The 18,732-nt window shown below is 72.7% G+C and carries 19 protein-coding genes and 1 riboswitch; of the genes, 3 read left to right on the top strand and 16 right to left on the bottom strand.

The genetic code is table 11. The features are described from left to right. Positions 1-151 precede the first annotated feature (151 nt). Positions 152-1,681, top strand: coding sequence for a TldD/PmbA family protein (locus tag BJZ21_RS10110; protein WP_179663614.1), 1,530 nt, complete (start codon positions 152-154; stop codon positions 1,679-1,681). Continuing rightward, on the top strand, positions 1,681-3,099 hold the full coding sequence (locus BJZ21_RS10115) for a metallopeptidase TldD-related protein (protein WP_179663615.1): 1,419 nt from the start codon (positions 1,681-1,683) through the stop codon (positions 3,097-3,099). The genes BJZ21_RS10110 and BJZ21_RS10115 overlap by 1 nt, the downstream gene beginning before the upstream one ends. On the opposite strand, the gene BJZ21_RS10120 is transcribed toward BJZ21_RS10115, so the two are convergent. Both BJZ21_RS10120 and BJZ21_RS10125 read right to left on the bottom strand, forming a co-directional pair. Then, a complete protein-coding gene (locus tag BJZ21_RS10120; protein ID WP_179663616.1) occupies positions 3,024-3,500 on the bottom strand; it encodes an NUDIX domain-containing protein in 477 nt (158 codons plus the stop codon). The genes BJZ21_RS10115 and BJZ21_RS10120 overlap by 76 nt on opposite strands. Before the next feature lie 62 nt (positions 3,501-3,562). After that, positions 3,563-3,943 carry a hypothetical protein gene (locus tag BJZ21_RS10125; protein WP_179663617.1) on the bottom strand — a complete coding sequence of 127 codons (381 nt, stop codon included), beginning with the start codon at positions 3,941-3,943 and terminating at the stop codon, positions 3,563-3,565. Between the two features lie 152 nt (positions 3,944-4,095). Between BJZ21_RS10125 and BJZ21_RS10130 the strand changes: the two genes are divergently transcribed. Then, positions 4,096-4,674, top strand: coding sequence for a hypothetical protein (locus tag BJZ21_RS10130; RefSeq protein WP_179663618.1), 579 nt, complete (start codon positions 4,096-4,098; stop codon positions 4,672-4,674). 8 nt (positions 4,675-4,682) lie between these two features. Here the strand turns inward: BJZ21_RS10130 and BJZ21_RS10135 are convergent, their stop codons facing one another. From BJZ21_RS10135 to BJZ21_RS10200, 14 genes are all read right to left on the bottom strand, one after another. Beyond that, on the bottom strand, positions 4,683-6,038 hold the full coding sequence (locus tag BJZ21_RS10135; protein ID WP_179663619.1) for a serine hydrolase domain-containing protein: 1,356 nt from the start codon (positions 6,036-6,038) through the stop codon (positions 4,683-4,685). A 10-nt stretch (positions 6,039-6,048) separates the two neighbouring features. Further along, positions 6,049-8,919 carry an aminomethyl-transferring glycine dehydrogenase gene (gene gcvP, locus BJZ21_RS10140; RefSeq protein WP_179663620.1) on the bottom strand — a complete coding sequence of 957 codons (2,871 nt, stop codon included), beginning with the start codon at positions 8,917-8,919 and terminating at the stop codon, positions 6,049-6,051. Between the two features lie 82 nt (positions 8,920-9,001). Continuing rightward, a riboswitch (glycine riboswitch) is annotated at positions 9,002-9,111 on the bottom strand. A gap of 94 nt (positions 9,112-9,205) precedes the next feature. After that, a complete protein-coding gene (locus BJZ21_RS10145; protein ID WP_179663621.1) occupies positions 9,206-9,802 on the bottom strand; it encodes a MerR family transcriptional regulator in 597 nt (198 codons plus the stop codon). A 230-nt stretch (positions 9,803-10,032) separates the two neighbouring features. After that, positions 10,033-10,500: a bifunctional nuclease domain-containing protein gene (locus tag BJZ21_RS10150; RefSeq protein ID WP_179663622.1), complete on the bottom strand. Its 468-nt coding sequence runs from the start codon at positions 10,498-10,500 to the stop codon at positions 10,033-10,035. A gap of 30 nt (positions 10,501-10,530) precedes the next feature. After that, positions 10,531-11,277 (bottom strand): transcriptional regulator FtsR, encoded by a 747-nt coding sequence (gene ftsR / locus BJZ21_RS10155; RefSeq protein ID WP_179663623.1) that lies wholly within the window; start codon positions 11,275-11,277, stop codon positions 10,531-10,533. Between the two features lie 19 nt (positions 11,278-11,296). Beyond that, positions 11,297-11,833: a zinc-ribbon and FHA domain-containing protein gene (locus BJZ21_RS10160; protein WP_179663624.1), complete on the bottom strand. Its 537-nt coding sequence runs from the start codon at positions 11,831-11,833 to the stop codon at positions 11,297-11,299. 142 nt (positions 11,834-11,975) lie between these two features. Then, positions 11,976-12,362: a glycine cleavage system protein GcvH gene (gene gcvH, locus BJZ21_RS10165; RefSeq protein WP_179663625.1), complete on the bottom strand. Its 387-nt coding sequence runs from the start codon at positions 12,360-12,362 to the stop codon at positions 11,976-11,978. A 94-nt stretch (positions 12,363-12,456) separates the two neighbouring features. Further along, positions 12,457-13,221 carry a DUF881 domain-containing protein gene (locus BJZ21_RS10170; RefSeq protein WP_179663626.1) on the bottom strand — a complete coding sequence of 255 codons (765 nt, stop codon included), beginning with the start codon at positions 13,219-13,221 and terminating at the stop codon, positions 12,457-12,459. Further along, positions 13,214-13,546: a DUF1290 domain-containing protein gene (locus BJZ21_RS10175; protein WP_179663627.1), complete on the bottom strand. Its 333-nt coding sequence runs from the start codon at positions 13,544-13,546 to the stop codon at positions 13,214-13,216. The genes BJZ21_RS10170 and BJZ21_RS10175 overlap by 8 nt, the downstream gene beginning before the upstream one ends. Beyond that, a complete protein-coding gene (locus BJZ21_RS10180) occupies positions 13,543-14,421 on the bottom strand; it encodes a DUF881 domain-containing protein (protein ID WP_179663628.1) in 879 nt (292 codons plus the stop codon). Before BJZ21_RS10180 ends, BJZ21_RS10175 begins: the two co-directional genes overlap by 4 nt. Continuing rightward, on the bottom strand, positions 14,414-15,031 hold the full coding sequence (gene clsA, locus BJZ21_RS10185; protein WP_179663629.1) for a cardiolipin synthase ClsA: 618 nt from the start codon (positions 15,029-15,031) through the stop codon (positions 14,414-14,416). The genes BJZ21_RS10180 and clsA overlap by 8 nt, the downstream gene beginning before the upstream one ends. A gap of 79 nt (positions 15,032-15,110) precedes the next feature. Then, on the bottom strand, positions 15,111-16,160 hold the full coding sequence (locus BJZ21_RS10190) for a hemolysin family protein (protein ID WP_179663630.1): 1,050 nt from the start codon (positions 16,158-16,160) through the stop codon (positions 15,111-15,113). After that, positions 16,157-17,530, bottom strand: coding sequence for a hemolysin family protein (locus tag BJZ21_RS10195; RefSeq protein WP_179663631.1), 1,374 nt, complete (start codon positions 17,528-17,530; stop codon positions 16,157-16,159). Before BJZ21_RS10195 ends, BJZ21_RS10190 begins: the two co-directional genes overlap by 4 nt. A 162-nt stretch (positions 17,531-17,692) precedes the next feature. Then, positions 17,693-18,547 carry an NAD(P)-dependent oxidoreductase gene (locus BJZ21_RS10200; protein WP_179663632.1) on the bottom strand — a complete coding sequence of 285 codons (855 nt, stop codon included), beginning with the start codon at positions 18,545-18,547 and terminating at the stop codon, positions 17,693-17,695. Between the last annotated feature and the right edge of the window lie 185 nt (positions 18,548-18,732).

An 18,732-nucleotide genomic window follows, 5' to 3' on the forward strand; every position in this document is an offset into this window, starting at 1 on the left:
TCGGCACCGCCGGCTCGTGGCGGCGACTGCCGAAGGTCCCGGGCCCGGCTGCGAACGTTCCCTCTCGCAGCGCGCCCGCCAGGGCGCGCACCCGCCGCGCGCCGGCGTCGTCCGCCGGGAAACCGGTGGCGCGCTCCGATAGGTTCGCCCCATGAGTGCCCCGGGAGTCGACCCGACCTTCACCGCCCTGCCCTACCGGCGCCTCGGTGACGCCGCGCTGACCCGGGCCCGCGAGCTGGGGGTGAGCCACGCGGACTTCCGGTTCGAGCGGGTGCGCTACCAGCACCTCGGCGTCCGTGACGGCGTGCTCCAGGGGGCCAGCGACCAGGAGGACCTCGGCTTCGCGGTCCGGGTGATCCACCGCGGCGCGTGGGGGTTCGCCTCCGGAGTGGTGCTGACCCCGGAGGAGGCCGCCCGGGTCGCCGAGACCGCTGTCCAGGTCGCCCTGCTGGCCGCCGAGATGACCAGCACCCCGGTCGAGATCGCGCCCGAGCCGGTGTACGACGACGTCACGTGGGTCTCGTCCTACGTCACCAACCCGCTGGACGTGCCGGTCGCCGAGAAGGCCGCGCTGCTGATCGACTGGACCGACCGGCTGCGCACGGGCGCGGCCGTCGACCACGCCTCGGCGTACCTCCAGCAGGTGCAGGAGAACAAGTACTACGCCGACCTGCACGGCACCCGCACCACCCAGCAGCGGGTGCGGATGCAGCCCGGCTTCGAGGCGATGGGCGCCGGCGCCGACACCTTCGACTCGATGGCCAGCATCGCGCCCCCGGTCGGCCGCGGCTGGGAGTACCTCACCGACGGCAGCTACGACTGGGACGGCGAGATCGAGCAGGTGCCCGAGCTGCTCGCGGAGAAGCTCAAGGCGCCCAGCGTCGAGGCCGGCAGCTACGACCTGGTCATCGACCCCTCGAACCTGTGGCTGACGATCCACGAGTCCGTGGGGCACGCGACCGAGCTCGACCGCGCGCTCGGCTACGAGGCCAACTACGCCGGCACCTCGTTCGCGACGTACGACAAGCTCGGCAAGCTCCAGTACGGCTCGCCGGTCATGAACGTCACCGGCGATCGCACCGTCGAGCACGGGCTCGCGAGCATCGGCTACGACGACGAGGGCGTGCGGACCCAGTCCTGGGACATCGTCCGGGACGGGGTGCTGGTCGGATACCAGCTCGACCGGGCGATGGCCCACCTGAAGCCCGAGCTCACGGCGCCGGACGGCGGCCCGGGCCGCTCGAACGGCTGCGCGTACGCCGACTCGCCCGGTCACATCCCCATCCAGCGGATGGCCAACGTCTCGCTGCAGCCGGCCGAGGACGGCCCCTCGACCGAGGAGCTCATCGGCCGGGTGGATGACGGCCTCTACATCGTCGGCGACAAGAGCTGGTCGATCGACATGCAGCGGTTCAACTTCCAGTTCACCGGCCAGCGGTTCTACCGGATCGCGAACGGCGAGCTCGTCGGTCAGGTGCGCGGCGCGGCCTACCAGGCCACCACCACGGAGTTCTGGGGCTCGATGGAGGCCGTGGGCGGCCCCGAGACCTGGGTGCTCGGCGGCGCGTTCAACTGCGGCAAGGCCCAGCCCGGCCAGGTCGCCTCGGTCAGCCACGGCTGCCCGACCTCGCTCTTCCGGGGCGTGCGGATCCTGAACACCACCGACGAGGCAGGCCACTGATGACCCTCTCCGCCAACATCTCCGACATCGCCGACAGCAGCCCCCAGGGGCTCGTCGAGCACGCGCTCGCCACCAGCACCGCCGACGACTGCGTCGTGATCGTGCGGGACGCGACCAGCGCGAACCTCCGCTGGGCCAACAACACGCTCACCACGAACGGCGTGATGCACGCCGTCACCGCCACCGTGGTGTCGTTCGTGAAGCGGGCCGACGGGATCGCCGCCGGTTCGGTCACCGGCAGCGCGAGCTCGACCGAGCAGATGACCGCCCTGGTGGAGGGTGCGGACGCCGCCGCCCGGGCGGGCTCGGCGGCGGAGGACGCCGCGGAGCTGGTCGCCGGTGAGGCTGCCCCCGACTGGGACCTGGGCCCGGTCCACACCGACGTGCACGTCTACGACGCGTTCGCGCCGGCGCTGGGCGAGGCGTTCGGGCGGGCGACCGCGCAGGACCGCCTGCTCTACGGCTTCGTCAACCACGAGCTGACCACGACCTACCTCGGCTCCAGCACCGGGCTGCGGCTCCGCCACGTCCAGCCCACCGGGCACTACGGGTGCACCGGCAAGACCGCCGACCTCGGCACCAGCGCCTGGGTGGGCGGCGCCACCCGCGACTTCACCGACGTCGACGCGCTCGCCATGGACGCCGCGCTCGCCGAGCGGCTCGGCTGGGCGACCCGACGGGTGGAGCTGCCGGCCGGCCGGTACGACACGATCCTGCCCCCGGCCGCGACCGCCGACCTGATGATCGACGCCTACTGGTACGCCGGCGCCCGGGTCGCCTGGGAGGGCCAGTCGGTCTACAGCCACCGGGGCGGCGGGACCCGGATCGGCGAGCGCATCGTCGCGCCGGGCGTCGACCTCTACTCGGACCCGGCGTACCCGGGCCTGGAGTGCGCGCCGTTCAACGTCGCGACGTCCTCGGGCAACGAGTCTTCGGTCTTCGACAACGGCCTCCCGCTCGCGCGGACCGACTGGATCCGCGACGGCGAGCTGTCCGCCCTCCTGCAGACCCGGCACTCCGCGGCGATGACCGGCCAGCCGGTCACCCCGGCGATCGACAACCTGGTGCTCAGCGTCGACGGGGCCACCGGCAGCATCGACGACCTGGTGGCCGGCACCGAGCGGGGCCTGCTGCTGACCTGCCTGTGGTACATCCGCGAGGTCGACCCGCAGAGCCTGCTGCTGACCGGCCTCACCCGCGACGGGGTCTACCTCGTCGAGAACGGCGAGATCACCGGCGCGGTGAACAACTTCCGGTTCAACGAGAGCCCGGTCGACCTGCTCCGCCGGTTCTCGCACGCCTCCCAGACGGTGCCGAGCTTCAGCCGCGAGTGGGGCGACGACTACTTCAGCCGCACCGCCACCCCGGCGCTGCGGGTCCCCGACTTCAACATGTCCAGCGTCTCCCAGGCCCTCTGACCGTTCCGTGAGTGGAACGCGTTCACCAGAGCCGTGCGCACGAGCACGTGGGCGGGAGGGGGCAGCTCCTCGAGCTCGAACCATTCGAGGCCGTCGTGCTCCTCGGGAGCGACGTTCGCTGGCGTCCCCTGCCAATCACGCACCAGCCAAGCGCTCAGGAGTGCCGGCTCCTCTGCAGGTCCTGCGGTCAGCCGACAGAGATGGGACGCCGAGCCCGTCGCTATCTGCACGCCGAGCTCCTCATGCAGCTCCCGCGTGAGCGCCTCAAGTTCCGACTCGCCAGCCTCAATGAGGCCCCCGGGCAGTTCCCACACATCCGGGTACGCACGCTTGTCCGGTCTGCGATGCGCGAGCAGGACTCGACCTTCGCGAACCAGCGCGCCGACAACGACCTCATGCATTCGACCATCAGAGCACGGACGTCCGACACAGGCCGGGGAGTACGCCCCCACCTCTCGCATCCTCAGCCGACCTTCCAGGCCAGCAGGTTCTGGACCAGGAACACCAGCGGGAGCGCCCAGGCGACACAGACGGGTACGACGCCGCCGCGCACCCCGCGGTGGACCGCGTTCATGCCGTAGTGGCTGGTGAGGAGCGCCGGCGCCATGAAGACGAGCAGCGCGGGATACCCCACGGCGACCGCGAGCCAACCCGGTGCGGTGGAGGTCTCGAAGCCGGAGTAGCCGTAGGCGGTGGCCAGCAACTCCCCGACCGCGATCGCCGCGGCGAGCGAGGGCAGGAACAGCAGCAGCGACCACCACGCCCACCGGTGGTCGCGGCGCGCCCGCGGGTCCGGCCCGGGCCGGACCGCCTGCGGCAGCTGGATCGTGGCGGTGTCGCTCACGTTCGCAGCGTCACCCCCGCTTGCAGGGCCGGGGAGGGACCAACGGCCCGTTCGGCTCGGGACATCCACGGGACCGCGGAAGTCGGGTGCAACCAACCCGCCCGGCGGGGCGTATCTGCGTCGACATCACCACCGAGCACAGGAGAACCCCCATGCGCAGCACCCAGCCACTTCTGGCGCTGGCCGCGGCCGCCACCTCCGCCCTGACCGGGCTGGGTGTCGCGTCGGCCGGAGCCGCCGCCCCGGCGACCACGGTCGCCGCAGCCGCCCCGGCCACCGCGGCCGCCGCAGCCACCGAGGGCGCCACCACCCGCGAGTTCGGCTACGTCATCGAGTGCGGCGGGACCATCCGCGGCCGGACGATCAACGCCAGCCTGTACGAGAACAACCGCCATCCCGCCGTCATCCAGGTCCTGCTGGGCAGCGACGGCGACCAGGTCGGCGGCTCCCGGGAGGTGGCCGACGGCTTCGTCGACCACACGCAGGTCCACGGGAGCATCCGGGTGGGCGGCCACCGCGCCGTCATCGAGGGCCACGCCTCCCGGCTGCGGCACCGCACCCAGGTCCACGAGGAGTACACCGACGCGGGCCAGGAGATCGTCGTCGACGGCTACCACCGCAAGCTGGTCGGGGACCTGACGCTGACCTGGCGGCACCGGACGGTGCCGCTGACCTGCGACAACGCGTTCTTCTACGACCTGCAGGTCACCAAGACCGACATCACCGGCTGAGCCGGCGATCAGCGGTCGGCACGACCCGGGGGCCCGCCGGGGATGGGGGCCTCCGGGTCGTACGGCGTCCGCGTGTAGACGAACGTGGCCACGTCGAGGTGGCCGACCGACCCGTCCGGCCGGCGTACGACGCGCAGCTCCTCGCCGGCGTGGTAGCCGAAGGTGCCGATCACCCGTCCGTCGACGACGCCGAAGCGGTACTTGACCGCGCCGTCCCGCGACGCGACGAGCTCGTCACCGTCGAGGGCGAACACGAACGGCGTGTTGCCCCAGTGCCACACGCCGAGCACGTCGGCCAGCTCCGCGGGCACCGCGCGAGTCGGCCGCCACGGCGCGAGGACGGTGGGCTCGCTGAGCTCGAGCTCCTCGAGCAGCCCGGCCACCAGGTCCCCGGGCGTCAGCCCCGTGGTGGCGTTGGTCAGCACCACGGCGCCGGTACGGCGGGGCCGGTCCACGAAGCAACCCGCGAGGAACCCGGGCATCGAGCCGGTGTGCCCGACGAGCATGCCCGAGCCGCCGGCCTGGAGCTGGAAGCCCAGTCCGTGGGCGTAGCCGAGCGCGTCGTCGCGGTCCCCGGACTGCGGGTGCGACGCGGCGTGCAGGTCCTCCAGCGACAGCACGTCGGGGTGCCCGCGGAGCAGGAAGGTGTTGTAGGTCGCCAGGTCGTGCAGCGTCGACCAGGCCTGGCCGGCCGGGGCCATCGCCCCGGTGTCGGTGGCCGGCTCGTCCACGAGCGTGCGGGCGTACGGGTGCACGCTGTGGCCCGGTGCGGCCGCCCCCTGGGGCAGGTACGTCGTGCGCGTCATCCCCAGCGGCTCGAGCACCCTGGCCCGGACCGCCTCCCACCACGACCCGTCGCAGGCGCGGGCGACCACCTCGCCCAGCAGCGCGAAGCCCAGGTTGGAGTAGTGGAACTGCTGCAGGTGGGGGAAGACCTCCCCGGCCCCGTCATGGGTCTCGGTGAGCTCCTCCCAGCTCATCCCGGACGAGCGCTCCCACCACGACCCGATGGGCTCCGAGGGCATGCCGGAGTTGTGGGCGAGCAGGCTGCGCAGGGAGCGGTCGGCGTAGGCGACGTCGCCGAGCCAGGCCGAGGCGGGCGTGTCCAGGTCCAGCACCCCGTCGCGGGCGAGCCGGAGCACGACCACCGCGGTGAGGGTCTTGGTGATCGACCCGATCCGGTACTGCACGTCGAGGGGGTCGTGGCCCGGCACCGGCGCCGCGCCGTACACCCCCGTCCAGACCAGGCCGCCGTCCCGGAGCACCCCGGCCACCACCGAGGGCAGCCGCCCGGTCGCCTGGGCCCGCGCGAGGCGGGCCAGCAGGCGCCGGGCGGTGACCGGGGCGACGGGCTCGGGGGTCATGGCCGGGAGCTCATTCGGCGAAGGCCTCCAGGGGCGGGCAGGCGCACACGAGGTTGCGGTCGCCGTAGGCCTGGTCGATGCGGGCGACCGGCGGCCAGTACTTGTCCGCGACCCCGTTCGGGCCGGTCGTGCCGGCCGGGAAGACCGCCAGCTCGCGGGAGTAGGGCCGGTCCCAGTCGCCCACCAGCGCGCGGCTGGTGTGCGGCGCGCCACGCAGCGGCGACTCCTCCGGGGTCCACTCCCCCGCCGCGACCCGGTCGATCTCGGCGCGGATCGCGATCATCGCGTCGCAGAAGCGGTCGATCTCCCCGAGGTCCTCGGACTCGGTCGGCTCGACCATCAGGGTGCCGGCGACCGGGAAGGACATGGTCGGTGCGTGGAAGCCGTAATCGACGAGCCGCTTGGCGACGTCGTCGACGCTCACGCCGGTGTCCTTGGTGAGCCCGCGCAGGTCGAGGATGCACTCGTGGGCGACCAGGCCACCGTGCCCGCGGTAGAGCACCGGGAAGTGCTCGCCGAGACGGGCGGCGACGTAGTTGGCCGAGAGCACCGCGACCGCGGTGGCCCGGGTCAGGCCCTCGGCGCCCATCATCCGGATGTAGGCCCACGAGATCGGCAGGATGCCCGCGGAGCCGTACGGCGCGGCGCTGATCGGGCCGATCCCCTCGCGCTTGGCCGGCTCGGGGTGCATCGCGTGCGAGGGCAGGTACGGCGCCAGGTGCGCGCGCACCGCCACCGGTCCGACCCCCGGCCCGCCGCCGCCGTGCGGGATGCAGAAGGTCTTGTGCAGGTTCAGGTGGGACACGTCGCCCCCGAACTCACCGGGCCGGGCGTAGCCGAGCAGCGCGTTGAGGTTGGCGCCGTCGACGTAGACCTGGCCGCCGTGCTCGTGCACGATCCGGCACAGCTCGGTGATGGAGTCCTCGTAGGCGCCGTGGGTCGAGGGGTAGGTGACCATGATCGCGGCCAGCGTCTCGCTGTGCTTCGCGCACTGCGCGCGGAGGTCCTCGAGGTCGACCGCGCCGTCGTCGGCGGCCTTGACCACGACCACCTTCATCCCCGCCATCACCGCCGAGGCGGCGTTGGTGCCGTGCGCCGAGGACGGGATCAGGCAGACGTCGCGCCGCTCCTGGCCGTGCGCGTGGTGGTAGCCGCGGATCGCCAGCAGCCCGGCGAGCTCGCCCTGGGAGCCGGCGTTGGGCTGGATCGACACCCGGTCGTAGCCGGTGACCGCGGCCAGCCAGCCCTCGAGGTCGGCGACCAGCCGCTGATAGCCGGAGGCGTCCCCGGCGGGCGCGAACGGGTGCAGGTCGGCGAAGCCGGGCAGCGAGACCGGCTCCATCTCGGTGGTCGCGTTGAGCTTCATCGTGCAGGACCCCAACGGGATCATCCCGCGGTCCAGCGCGTAGTCGCGGGCGGAGAGCCGGCGCAGGTAGCGCAGCATCGCGGTCTCGCTGCGGTGCTCCGCGAAGACCGGGTGGGTGAGGTACGCCGTGGTCCGGCGCAGCCCGGCCGGGAGCGCCTCCTCGACCGAGGACTCGACCGCGTCGAGGTCGACGTCGGCTCCGAACGCCTCGAGCAGGCGCACCAGCGTCGACCGGGTGGTGCACTCGGAGGTCGAGACGCCCACGTGGTCGGCGTCGACCAGCCGCAGCTGCAGCCCGAGCTCGTGCGCGGAGGCGACCACCTCGGGCGCGCGACCGGGGACGAGCACCGAGAGCGTGTCGAAGAATTGCCCGTGCTCGACGGCGATCCCGCCCTTCTCCAGGGCACGGGCCAGCACCACCGCGTGCCGGTGGGTGCGGGTCGCGATCCCGCGCAGCCCGTCCGGCCCGTGGTAGACGGCGTACATCGACGCGACGACGGCGAGCAGCACCTGGGCGGTGCAGATGTTGGAGGTCGCCTTGTCGCGGCGGATGTGCTGCTCGCGGGTCTGGAGCGCGAGCCGGTAGGCCGGGCGGCCCTCGGCGTCGACGGACACCCCGACCAGCCGTCCCGGCAGGTGTCGCTCGAGCCCGGCGGCGACCGACATGTAGCCGGCGTGCGGGCCGCCGTAGAACAGCGGCACGCCGAAGCGCTGGGTGGAGCCGACCACGACGTCAGCGCCCATCGCGCCGGGCGCCTCGAGCAGCGTCAGCGCGAGGAGGTCGGCGGCGACGACGGCCAACGCCCCCCGGTCGTGGGCCGCCTCGATGAGCGGCCGCGGGTCGAGCACCCGCCCCGAGGCGCCGGGGTACTGCACCAGCACGCCGCTCAGCTCGCCGTCGGGCAGGCCGTCGGCCAGGTCGGCGACGACCACCTCGATGCCCATCGCCTCGGCCCGGGTGCGGACCACCTCGACGGTCTGGGGCAGCGCGTCGGCGTCCACGACGAACGGGCCGGCCGCCTTGCCCCCCTTCGGTCGAGGGAGCCCGCGGCGGACCAGCGTCATCGCCTCGGCCGCCGCGGTGCCCTCGTCGAGCAGCGAGGCGTTCGCGGTGGGCAGCCCGGTGAGGTCTCCGACCACCGTCTGGAAGTTCAGCAGGGCCTCGAGCCGGCCCTGGGAGATCTCCGGCTGGTACGGCGTGTAGGCGGTGTACCAGCTCGGGTCCTCCAAGACGTTGCGCCGGATCACCGGCGGGGTGACCGTGGCGTGGTAACCCAGCCCGATCATCGGCTCCAGCGGCCGGTTCGCCGCGGCCAGCTCGCGCAGCTCGCGGGCGGCGGCCTCCTCGGTCACCGGCGCCGGCAGGTCGAGACCGACCGAGCTACGGATGCCGCCGGGCACCGCGGCCGTCATCAGCGCCTCGAGCGACTCGAAGCCGAGCCGGTCGAGCATGGTCGAGACCTGCTCGACGCTGGGACCGATGTGGCGCTCGGAGAAGGGGACGGCGTCGGGCATGGAGGGCTCCTCGGATCGGGTCGATCGGGTCGCCTCCCCCTCTGTCACGCCGTGGGGGTCACCCCACGGGCTCCAGAGCTGCCTGGTCCGCACGGTCCTGGCGCCTGAGAGGTTCCGGGGAGGAATTGCCCCTTCGGCGCTCCGGACCCCGGGCTCCTGGCCGGGGAACGGAGACTCTCCCGTGCGGGATAGTCGGCGCTGCCCAGCCTACGGCATGAGAAAGCCCCGGCCGATCTCTCGGGCCGGGGCCATCCCACACAGTGGGGAAAGAGCTGGTCGGCGGTGGTCAGCCGATCTTGCGCGCCGCCCGGCGCGCCGCGAGCTCGTCGCCCGCGCCGGCCGCGGACTCCTCGGAGGTGCGCTCGCTGGGGAGCTCGGCCAGGGTGCCCTCGATCTCCTGCCACACGCCGCCGATCGCGATGCCGAAGACGCCCTGCCCACCCTGGAGCAGGTCGATGATCTCGTCGTTGCTGGTGCACTCGTAGACCGAGGCGCCGTCGCTCATCAGCGTCACGCGGGTCAGGTCGTCGGTGCCGCGGGTGCGCAGGTGCTGCACGGCGGTGCGGATCTGCTGCAGCGAGATGCCCGCGTCCAGCAGTCGCTTGATGACCTTGAGGATCAAGATGTCGCGGAAGGAGTACAGCCGCTGCGAGCCGGAGCCGGCGGCCCCGCGGACCGAGGGCTCCACCAGGCCGGTGCGGGCCCAGTAGTCGAGCTGGCGGTAGGTGATCCCGGCGGCGCTGCACGCGGTGGGGCCGCGGTAGCCGGTGTCGCTGGGCAGCGGGGAGACGTCGTCGTCGAAGAGGAGCCCCTGCTGCTGGGCGACCTCCGCGGCGCGGGCTGCCTCAGGGCTGGGCGCCCGGTCCTGCTCGTTGTCGTTCACTCGGTCCTCCGCGGGTCTACTCCGTTGGGCGTAACCCCCGGGGGAAGTGCGGTGACCCGGGGACCGGCGTGACCACAACGGTGGAGTTACAACAGAGACAGTTCAAGGTAGGCCGGTCGGCGAGGCGGGTCAACGACAGGAGCGGCGTGTCGCAACCCTCCACCTCAGGTAGAGGGTTAGACATCTTCACCCGCACGCCCACCCTCATCCGACCGCTGGCGCGGCTCGGATCAGTGCGCGTCGAAGTCCTCGGGCGTGACCTGGTCGAGAAACTCGCGGAACTTCTCCACCTCGTCCTCCTGCTCGGCCGGGACGGCCAGGCCGGCCTCGTCGAGCACCTCCTCGGAGCAGAAGATGCGCGAGCCGGTGCGCAGCGCCAGCGCGATGGAGTCCGAGGGCCGGGCGCTGACCTCCGCACCGGAGCCGAAGACCAGCGTCGCGAAGAAGACGCCGTCGCGGACCTCGGTGATGCGGACCTCGGCCAGCTCGTTGCCGGTGGCCTCGAGGACGTCCTTCATCAGGTCGTGCGTGAGCGGTCTGGGCGGCACCACGCCCTGCTGGGCGAAGGCGATCGCGGTGGCCTCCACGGCGCCGATCCAGATCGGGAGGTACCGCTCCCCCGAGACCTCGCGCAGCAGCACGATCGGCTGGTTGGAGGGCATCTCGACCCTGACTCCCATGACATCGACTTCGCGCACGGCACCACCCTACTCCGGGTGTGGGCGGCCTCAGGAGGAGTGCAGCCCGGCCTTGACCAGGGTCGCGTGCAACCGCACGGAGAGCGCCGCGATCTCGCTGACGGCCTCCTCGGCGCGCGCCTTGGCGGCGGTGTCGCGACCGCGTTTGTGGGGCGCCACGACCTGCTCGACGAGCCCCACCTCGCGGTCGGCCGCGGTCTTGAACGCGCGCAGGTGGCGGGGCTCGAAGCCGAAGTCCGCGAGCTCCCGGGCGGTCCGGGCGACCACCAGGGCGTCGCCGTCGAAGTGGCCGGTGCCGGCCCTGGCGGTGACCAGGCCGAACTGCTCGAGCTGCTCGAGCAGCTCCTCGGAGATCTCCGCGATCTTGACCAGCTCGCGGCGCGAGAGGCGCAGGTCGTCGCGGCGCTGGAAGGACTCGGCGCTGGGCAGCCCGTCGGCCGCGAGCGCCACCCTCGGCACGGTCGGCACCACCGAGTCGATCGGCGGCGGCTCCAGTCCCCGGTCGATCGCGTCGAGGTGCTCCCCGATCACCTTCAGCGGCAGGTAGTGGTCGCGCTGCATGCGCAGCACGTAGCGGAGCCGGTCGACGTCGTCGTGGGAGAACTTGCGGTAGCCCGCGGGCGTCCGCTCGGGCTTGATCAGCCCCTTGTCCTCGAGGAACCGGATCTTGGGGATGGTGATGCCCGGGAAGTCCGGACGCAGCTGGTCCAGGACCTCGCCGATGTTCATCCGGGCCCGCGAGGCTCCGGAGGCGGCGGGGGCCGGCGAGGTGCTCATCGAGCCCGTCATCCCTCGCTCAGCCGGCCTCGTGCCCGGCGAAGAAGACCAGCCGGTACTTGCCGATCTGGACCTCGTCACCGTCCTTGAGCTGGACCCGGTCGATCCGGTCGCGGTTGACGTAGGTGCCGTTGAGGCTGCCGACGTCGCTGACCGTGAACGTGTCGCCGGTGCGGTGGAACTCGGCGTGCCGCCGGGACACGGTCACGTCGTCGAGGAAGATCTCGCTGTCCGGGTGCCGGCCGGCGTTGACCACGTCGGCGTCGAGCAGGAACCGGCTGCCGGCGCCGGGACCGCGCTGCACGACCAGCAGGGCGTGCCCGGACGGGAGCGCGTCCACCGCGGCGGCGTCCACCGCGCTGAGCTGCCGGTCGGAGGTCTCGACCTTGTCGCCGCCCATGCCGATCGAGATGGTCGCGGTCGACTCCCCCATCGGCTCGCCACCCGGCGGGGTCGGCGGGGTGGGGCTCTCGGCGGTCACCAGGCGGGTTCCGCACTGGGCGCAGAAGCGGGCGTCGTCGGGGTTCTGCTTGCCACACGCGGTGCAGAACGGCATCGGGCAACCTCCGGATCGGTTCGTCACCACCACAGCCGATCGGTGGACCTAACCCTCAAGGCCGGGTGGAGGTTGACGGTTGGTGGAAAACCTATCAGCCCGCAGGGGGGCGTCACAGGGGGCCGCGCGGACTCGGCGCGGCTCAGGAGTCCAGCGTGGCCTGGTAGGCGTCCGCGTCGAGCAGCCCGTCGAGCGCGGCCCGGTCGGTGGGGACCACCTCGAAGAGCCAGCCGCCGGCGTACGGGTCGTTGTTCACCAGCTCCGGCGTCGCGTCCAGCGCGTCGTTGCGGGCCACGACCTCCCCCGAGACCGGGGCGTAGACGTCGCTCACGGACTTCGTCGACTCCAGCTCGCCGCAGGTGCCGCCCGCCTCGACGGTGTCCCCGACCTCGGGCAGGGAGACGTAGACGATGTCGCCGAGCGCCTCCTGGGCGTAGTGGGTGATGCCGATGCGCACCGAGCCCTCGTGCTCGCCGGGGTCGCGGACCCACTCGTGCTCGCTGGTGTACTTCACGTCCTCGGGGTACACGGGGAACTCCTGTCGGTCGAGCGGTGTCAGGGGATCGAGTCGGTTGCCACGCGGATGTTGCGGAGATGCAGTGCCGGTCCGCGTGGGACGCAGGCTACTGGGAGGTGTCGGGCTGGGCGAAGTCCGGTGCCGTCGCGTCGACGGTGCTCTCGATGTCGAGCGACTGCAGCTGCTCGATCTGCACGCTCTGGCCGTCGGACTCGAACTGCTGACGCGGCCCCTCGGGGAAGGTCATGCCGCCGGTGAGGTTGTGGGGGTCGCCGATCGCGTCGATGACGTACGGCGCGGTCAGCAGGTGGCCGTCGACGTAGATCCCGCCCGGGGCCGGCTCGACCGCGGTCTGGGCGACCACCCGCACCTTGCCGTTGAACTGCATCGCCTCGGCGCCGGCGGCGCGCAGCTCCTCCATCGTGTCCAGGATCGTGTTGACGTCGACCGGCGCCCCGTTCTCGGTGACGGTCACCCGGATGCCGGGCCCGGTCACCGGCACCAGCCCGGCCATGATCGCCAGCGTGTCCGCGCGCTCCTGGGCCTGGGCCAGCGCCGCCTGGCGGTTGTCGGTGCTGGTCTGCAGGTCGCGGCGGGTGCTCTCCAGCCGCGCGATCTCGGTCTCGGCCCGCTGGGTGGCGCCCGCGAGCCCGTTCAGCACGTCGATCAGGTCCTGCTCGCGGAGGCCGGCGTAGCTGTTGTCGACCTCGGTGGCGCGCACCTGGGTGACCGCGGCGAAGCCGACGACCGCCAGCAGCACGGCCACCACGGCCTGGGCGCGGGAGGGGCGGCGCATCGCCCTCAGCAGCCGCTGACGGCCGGTCAGTGGCGGCTCGGGGCGCTGTCCCCGCTCGGGCTCGCGGTCAGGCATGGAAGAGATGCCGGCGGATGGCCGCCACGTTGGAGAAGATCCGGATGCCGAGCACGACGATCACGCCGGTCGAGAGCTGGCCACCGACGCCGAGCTTGTCACCGAGGTAGACGATGGCCGCGGCGATCACGACGTTGCTGACGAAGGAGACGACGAAGACCTTGTCGTCGAAGATCCCGTCGAGGTAGGCGCGCAGGCCGCCGAAGACCGCGTCGAGGGACGCCACGACGGCGATCGGCAGGTACGGCTCCATGCCGAGCGGGACATCGGGCCGGAAGAACAGGCCCAACAGGATGCCCACGAGCAGGCCGAGTGCGGCGATCACTGGTTCCCCTCCTGCGGCCCGGGTGGCTTCTGGTCGTTGGTGCCGCCGGTGGTGACGTAGCGGAGGCCCGGCCCCCGGGCGGCCGGAAGGTCGATCTTGTCGACCGAGCGCATCGAGTAGCCGAATCCGAGCTGGCGGGCCAGGCCGAAGAACTCACCGCCCAGCGCGCTGGACAGGAGCTTGGCCTGCAAGGACTTGGTGTCCCCGATCGCGAGCACAGTGTAGGGCGGGGTCAACGGCTGGCTGTTGACGTGGATCGCCACGCCGACGTTGCGGATCGCGCTGAGCACGGTGAGCCGGTGGCCGTTGATCGCGATGGCCTCCGCGCCGGCCGTCCACAGCCCGTCGACGAGCTTGGCCAGGTCCTCGTCGCGGACCAGCGTGGTCGCGTCCGCGTTCGGCGGGTCCTCGATGGTGATCCGGACACCGGGCCCGGTCACCGGCAGGTAGCCCGAGCGCGCCCCGAGCCGACGCACCCGCCCGCTCGCCTCCTGCGCGGTGCTCGAGACCTGGTCGAGGCGTTGCTGCAGACCCACGTTGTCGTCCCGGAGCTGGACGATCCGGTCCTGCAGTCGGGACACGGCCTCGCGGCGGGAGTCGATCTGCGAGACCAGCGAGGCCCGGCTCGCGTCGGTGACGCCGGCGTCCCGGGAGGTCTGCACGGCCGCGACGGTCACCAGCAGCCCGAACGCGGCGATCACCACGGCCGCCGTACGGCGGGGCCGGCCGCGCGAGGGCAACGGCGCGCCCGCGGCGCGACGCTCGGCGGCGTGGAGGTAGTCCTCGTCGAGCGACTGCTGGGTGATCAGCGTCAGCAGCGGCATCGTGACCCGGGCCGGCAGCGGCGACCGGCCGTCGGCGAGGTGGTCAGCCATCGCGCGCCCCCCGTCCACGGGGCTCGGTGGTGGCCAGCAGCTTGCGCACCTGCCAGGCGTAGAGCAGCCCGGCCCACCAGTAGAGGCCGACGCCCCAGATCGCGAACGCCCACCCGAACACCTTCGCCAGGGTCGCCGCGGCGCCGGTGCCGTCGCCGAGCAGCAGGAGCGGGAAGGCGTAGAGCAGGTTGAACGTGGCGGCCTTGCCAAGGAAGTGCACCGGGAGCGCGCTGTAGCCGCGGGTGCGCAGCAACGGCACCAGTCCCCACATCAGCAGGTCCCGCAGCGGGAGCAGCACGACCAGCCACCACGGGATGATCTCGCGCAGCCCGAGCCCGACCACGACGGCGAGGATGTAGAGCCGGTCTGCCACCGGGTCGAGGACCTCCCCGACGATCGAGGTCTGCCCGAGCCGGCGCGCGAGCCACCCGTCGAGGAAGTCCGTGACCCCGGAGAGCACCAGCAGGCCCAGCGCCCAGACGTCCGCCTCCGGCCCGAGCACGAGCCACAGGAACACCGGCACCCCCGCCAGCCGCAGTGCGCTGAGCAGGTTCGGCAGGGTCCACACGCGGTTCACGCGCGTCGGTTCGTCCGCCACTGGTGCCTGCATCTCGCCGTCTGTCGGGGTCCTGGGTCTGTCGCACAGGCGCGGTGGCCCTGCCGAGCACACCATATCCGCCGGGTCCGCGTCAGACGTGCTCCTCGAGGTGGGCGGCGTCGCGGATCTCGCCGACCAGCTCCTCGATCACGTCCTCGAGCGTGGCCAGGCCGAGCGTCGCCCCTGCCGCGTCGACCACCCGGGCCATGTGCGCCCCGCGCCGCTGCAGCGTCTCGAGGGCGTCGTGCAGGAAGTCGTCGACGCCCACGGTGGCGAACGGGCGGATCCACTTGTCGTCGACCGGCTGCTCGCGGCGCGTCTCGTCGGGCTCGATGACGTCCTTGATGTGCAGGTAGCCGAGCAGCTCCTCGTTCTCGCCCTCGACGGGGAAGCGGCTGAACCCGGTCGAGGCGCACAGGGCCTCGACGTCCGCGGCGCTGGTGCCGCGACGGACGGTGGCCAGGGTGTCGGCCGGCATCAGCACCGCGGCGACGGTCTTCTCGGTGAAGCCGAGCGCGCCGGCGAGCCGGTCGTACTCGTCGGCCTCGAGCAGCCCCTCCCCCCGCGATTCCTCCACGAGCGCCGCGACCTCCTCGCGGGTGAAGCTGGAGCTCACCTCGTCCATCAGGCGGACGTCCGCCAGCCGGAGGAACGCCGACGCGACCCGGTTGATCACCGAGATGACCGGGCGCAGCAGCGTCACCACGAACCAGATCGGGGGCCCCAGGAGCAGGGCGGCCCGGTCCGGTCCGGCCAGGGCGAGGTTCTTGGGGATCATCTCGCCGGTGACCACGTGTAGGTAGACCACGATCGCGAGGCCGATCACGAACGCGACCGGGTGCAGGAACGACTCCGGCACGTGCGCGAGGTGGAGCAGCGGCTCGAGCAGGTGCGCCACCGCCGGCTCGGCCACCGCGCCCAGCACCAGGGAGCAGACCGTGATGCCGAGCTGGTTCACGCCGATCACCAGCGACATGTTCTCCATGGCCCGCAGCGTGGAGCGGGCGGCGCGGGAGCCCTCCTCCGCCAGGGGCTCGATCTGGTCCCGGCGCGCCGAGACGAGCGCGAACTCGGCGGCGACGAAGAAGGCGTTGCCGAGCAGCAGCAGGACGGCGACGGGGATCGCGGCGACCGGGCTCATGCGCCGGGCTCCTGTGTCGTCGGCGGGGCCGGGGTGTCCTCGCCGAGCACGCGCAGGCCGACCCGGTCGATCCGCCGGCCGTCCATCCGCTCCACCGTCAGCACCGCCAGCCGTTCGCGGACCTCGTCGGGGCCGGACCGGTCCGGGACGGGGACCTCGGCGAGGTCACCGACCTCGGGCAGCCGGCCCAGGGCGCGCAGCACCAGCCCGGCGATCGTGTCGTAGTCCTCGTTCTCGGGCAGCTCCACGCCGGTGAGGTCCTCGACCTCGTCGGGGCGCAGCAGCCCGGACAACGACCAGCTGCCGTCGCGTCGCTGGCGGCTGCGAGCGCCGACCCGGTCGTGCTCGTCGGCGATGTCGCCCACGATCTCCTCGATCACGTCCTCGAGGGTCACGATCCCGGCGTGGCCGCCGTACTCGTCGAGGACCATGGCCATCTGGAAGCCGTCCCCACGCAGCAGGGCGAGCAGCGGGTCCAGGCGCAGCGAGTCCGGAACGACGATCGGCTTGGCCATCAGGTGCTTGACCTTGGTGGTCGCCCGCTCGTGGACCGGCTGCGCGACCGCGTTCTTGACGTGCACGGTCCCGACCACGTTCTCCTCGCTGTCGAGGACCGGGAACCGCGAGTGCCCGGTCTGGCGGGTCAGGACGATCACGTCGCTGGCCCGGTCGTTCTCGTCGACGCCCACGGTCCGCACCCGCGGCGTCATGATCTCCCCGGCGGTGCGCGAGCCGAACTCCACCGAGCGCTCCATCAGCTCGGCGGTGTCGGCGTCCAGGGTGCCCTGGTCGGCCGAGCGCTGGATGAGCGAGGCCAGCTCGGTCGAGCTGCGGGCGGACCGGAGCTCCTCCTGCGGCTCGATGCCGAGGCGGCGCACCGCCGCGTTGGCCGAGCCGTTGAGGATCCGGATGGGGAGCCGGTTGACGGCGGTGAAGCCGCGCTGGAAGCGCTGGGTGGCCCGCGCGACCTCCATCGGCTTGGCGAGGGCGAGGTTCTTCGGCACCAGCTCACCGAAGATCATCGTCAGCACCGAGCTGACGACCAGGCCGACCGTGACGGCCACCGGCGCCACTGCCCCCTGGGGCATGCCGACCCCGGCGAGCGGGTCCTCGATCAGCGCGGCGACGGCCGGCTCGGCCAGGAAGCCGATGGCGAGGTTGGTCACGGTGATGCCCACCTGGGCGCCGGAGAGCTGGGTGGACAGGGTGCGCAGGGCCTGCTGGAGCCCGCGGGCACCGGCGTCCCCCTCGGCGGCCGCCTGCTCGACCCGGCTGCGGTCCACGGTCACGAACGAGAACTCGGCCGCGACGAAGACCCCACAGGCCGCGATCAGCAGCAGGGCCGCGGCGATGAGGAGCCAGGCGTTCATCGACGCCCTCCCAGATGGCAGCCATGCAGGTGCCGGGAGGGCGGGCGACTTCGGGAGTCGTCCATCGGAGGCGCTCGTGGTCCTAACGTTGCGGGGGCGTGTCCATCCAGCAGCCTACCGGCCGGGGCCTGCTCCGTCGCGGTGACGCCCCCGCCGGGTCCGTCAGTGCTCGAGCCAGGTCGCGGCCATGTCCTGGTCACCGTGCCCGGCCTCGACGGCCCGGGCGAAGTGGGCACGGATGCCGGGCAGCAGCCCGAGGTCGAGTCCGACCCCGCCGGCCGCCTCCAGGATCAGCTCGGCGTCCTTGAGCGCACCGCCCAGCGCGAAGGCCGGGTCGAAGGACCCCTCGAGCATCGCGCCGCCCTTGACCTGGACGTACGGCGCGTCCAGGGCCCCGCCCTTGATCGTCTCCAGGAACAGCGCCGGGTCGAGCCCGAGCTCGCGGGTGAGGGCCAGGGACTCCGCGACCCCCTCGACGACCGTGAAGACCCAGGCGTTGGCGGCCAGCTTGAGCCGGGACCCGGCGCCGACCTCGCCGATCCACAGGGTCTTGCTGCCGATCGCGTCCAGCACCGGGGCGACCCGGTCCCGGGTGTGCTCGGGGCCCGAGGCCAGCACCACCAGGGCACCGTCCTCCGCGGGCTTCCTGGTGCCGAGCACGGGCGCGTCGACCATCGCCACACCGAGGTCGGCGGCGAGCTCGGCGAGCCGCTCGGTCCCGGCGACGCCCACCGTGCTCTGCTGCAGCCACACCGCGTCGTCGGCGAGGTGCCCGCGCGCCTCCTCCATGGTGGCGGCCACGCTGTCGGCGTCGTACAGCATCGTCACGACCACGTCCGCGCCGCTCACGGCCTCCTTGACGGTGCCCGCCACGGTGGCGACGTCGGCGAGCGCGTCGGCCTTCTCGCGGGTGCGGTTCCACACCCGCAGGGGCAGGCCCGCAGCGGCGATGTTGCGGGCCATGCCAGCGCCCATGGTGCCGATGCCGAGGAGTGCGACGGTGGGCTGGTGGGTCATGGAGTTCCTCTCGTCGGTGGGTCTCGGGCGAACCTACGCCGCGACCCCACGAGGCCCTCCTCGAGTCCCCCTCGAGTCCTTGGTCGTCGGGCCCTGGGACGTCCTCCCCTGCCTGTCGGGGCCGTTCGGGTCCACGCTCTCAGCACCACGACCCACCACGACCGTCCAGGACAGACCAGGACCAG

Source organism: Nocardioides panaciterrulae, assembly GCF_013409645.1.
Lineage (GTDB): Bacteria > Actinomycetota > Actinomycetes > Propionibacteriales > Nocardioidaceae > Nocardioides > Nocardioides panaciterrulae.

Coding starts and splice junctions, on each gene's coding strand:
- BJZ21_RS10110 (WP_179663614.1), top strand. CDS start 152: ATGAGTGCCCCGGGAGTCGACCCGACCTTCACCGCCCTGCCCTACCGG.
- gcvP (WP_179663620.1), bottom strand. CDS start 8,919: ATGCCCGACGCCGTCCCCTTCTCCGAGCGCCACATCGGTCCCAGCGTC.
- BJZ21_RS10160 (WP_179663624.1), bottom strand. CDS start 11,833: ATGCCGTTCTGCACCGCGTGTGGCAAGCAGAACCCCGACGACGCCCGC.
- BJZ21_RS10180 (WP_179663628.1), bottom strand. CDS start 14,421: ATGGCTGACCACCTCGCCGACGGCCGGTCGCCGCTGCCGGCCCGGGTC.
- BJZ21_RS10200 (WP_179663632.1), bottom strand. CDS start 18,547: ATGACCCACCAGCCCACCGTCGCACTCCTCGGCATCGGCACCATGGGC.
- BJZ21_RS10120 (WP_179663616.1), bottom strand. CDS start 3,500: ATGCATGAGGTCGTTGTCGGCGCGCTGGTTCGCGAAGGTCGAGTCCTG.
- clsA (WP_179663629.1), bottom strand. CDS start 15,031: ATGCAGGCACCAGTGGCGGACGAACCGACGCGCGTGAACCGCGTGTGG.
- ftsR (WP_179663623.1), bottom strand. CDS start 11,277: ATGAGCACCTCGCCGGCCCCCGCCGCCTCCGGAGCCTCGCGGGCCCGG.
- BJZ21_RS10170 (WP_179663626.1), bottom strand. CDS start 13,221: ATGCCTGACCGCGAGCCCGAGCGGGGACAGCGCCCCGAGCCGCCACTG.
- BJZ21_RS10195 (WP_179663631.1), bottom strand. CDS start 17,530: ATGAACGCCTGGCTCCTCATCGCCGCGGCCCTGCTGCTGATCGCGGCC.
- BJZ21_RS10130 (WP_179663618.1), top strand. CDS start 4,096: ATGCGCAGCACCCAGCCACTTCTGGCGCTGGCCGCGGCCGCCACCTCC.
- BJZ21_RS10115 (WP_179663615.1), top strand. CDS start 1,681: ATGACCCTCTCCGCCAACATCTCCGACATCGCCGACAGCAGCCCCCAG.
- BJZ21_RS10135 (WP_179663619.1), bottom strand. CDS start 6,038: ATGACCCCCGAGCCCGTCGCCCCGGTCACCGCCCGGCGCCTGCTGGCC.
- BJZ21_RS10190 (WP_179663630.1), bottom strand. CDS start 16,160: ATGAGCCCGGTCGCCGCGATCCCCGTCGCCGTCCTGCTGCTGCTCGGC.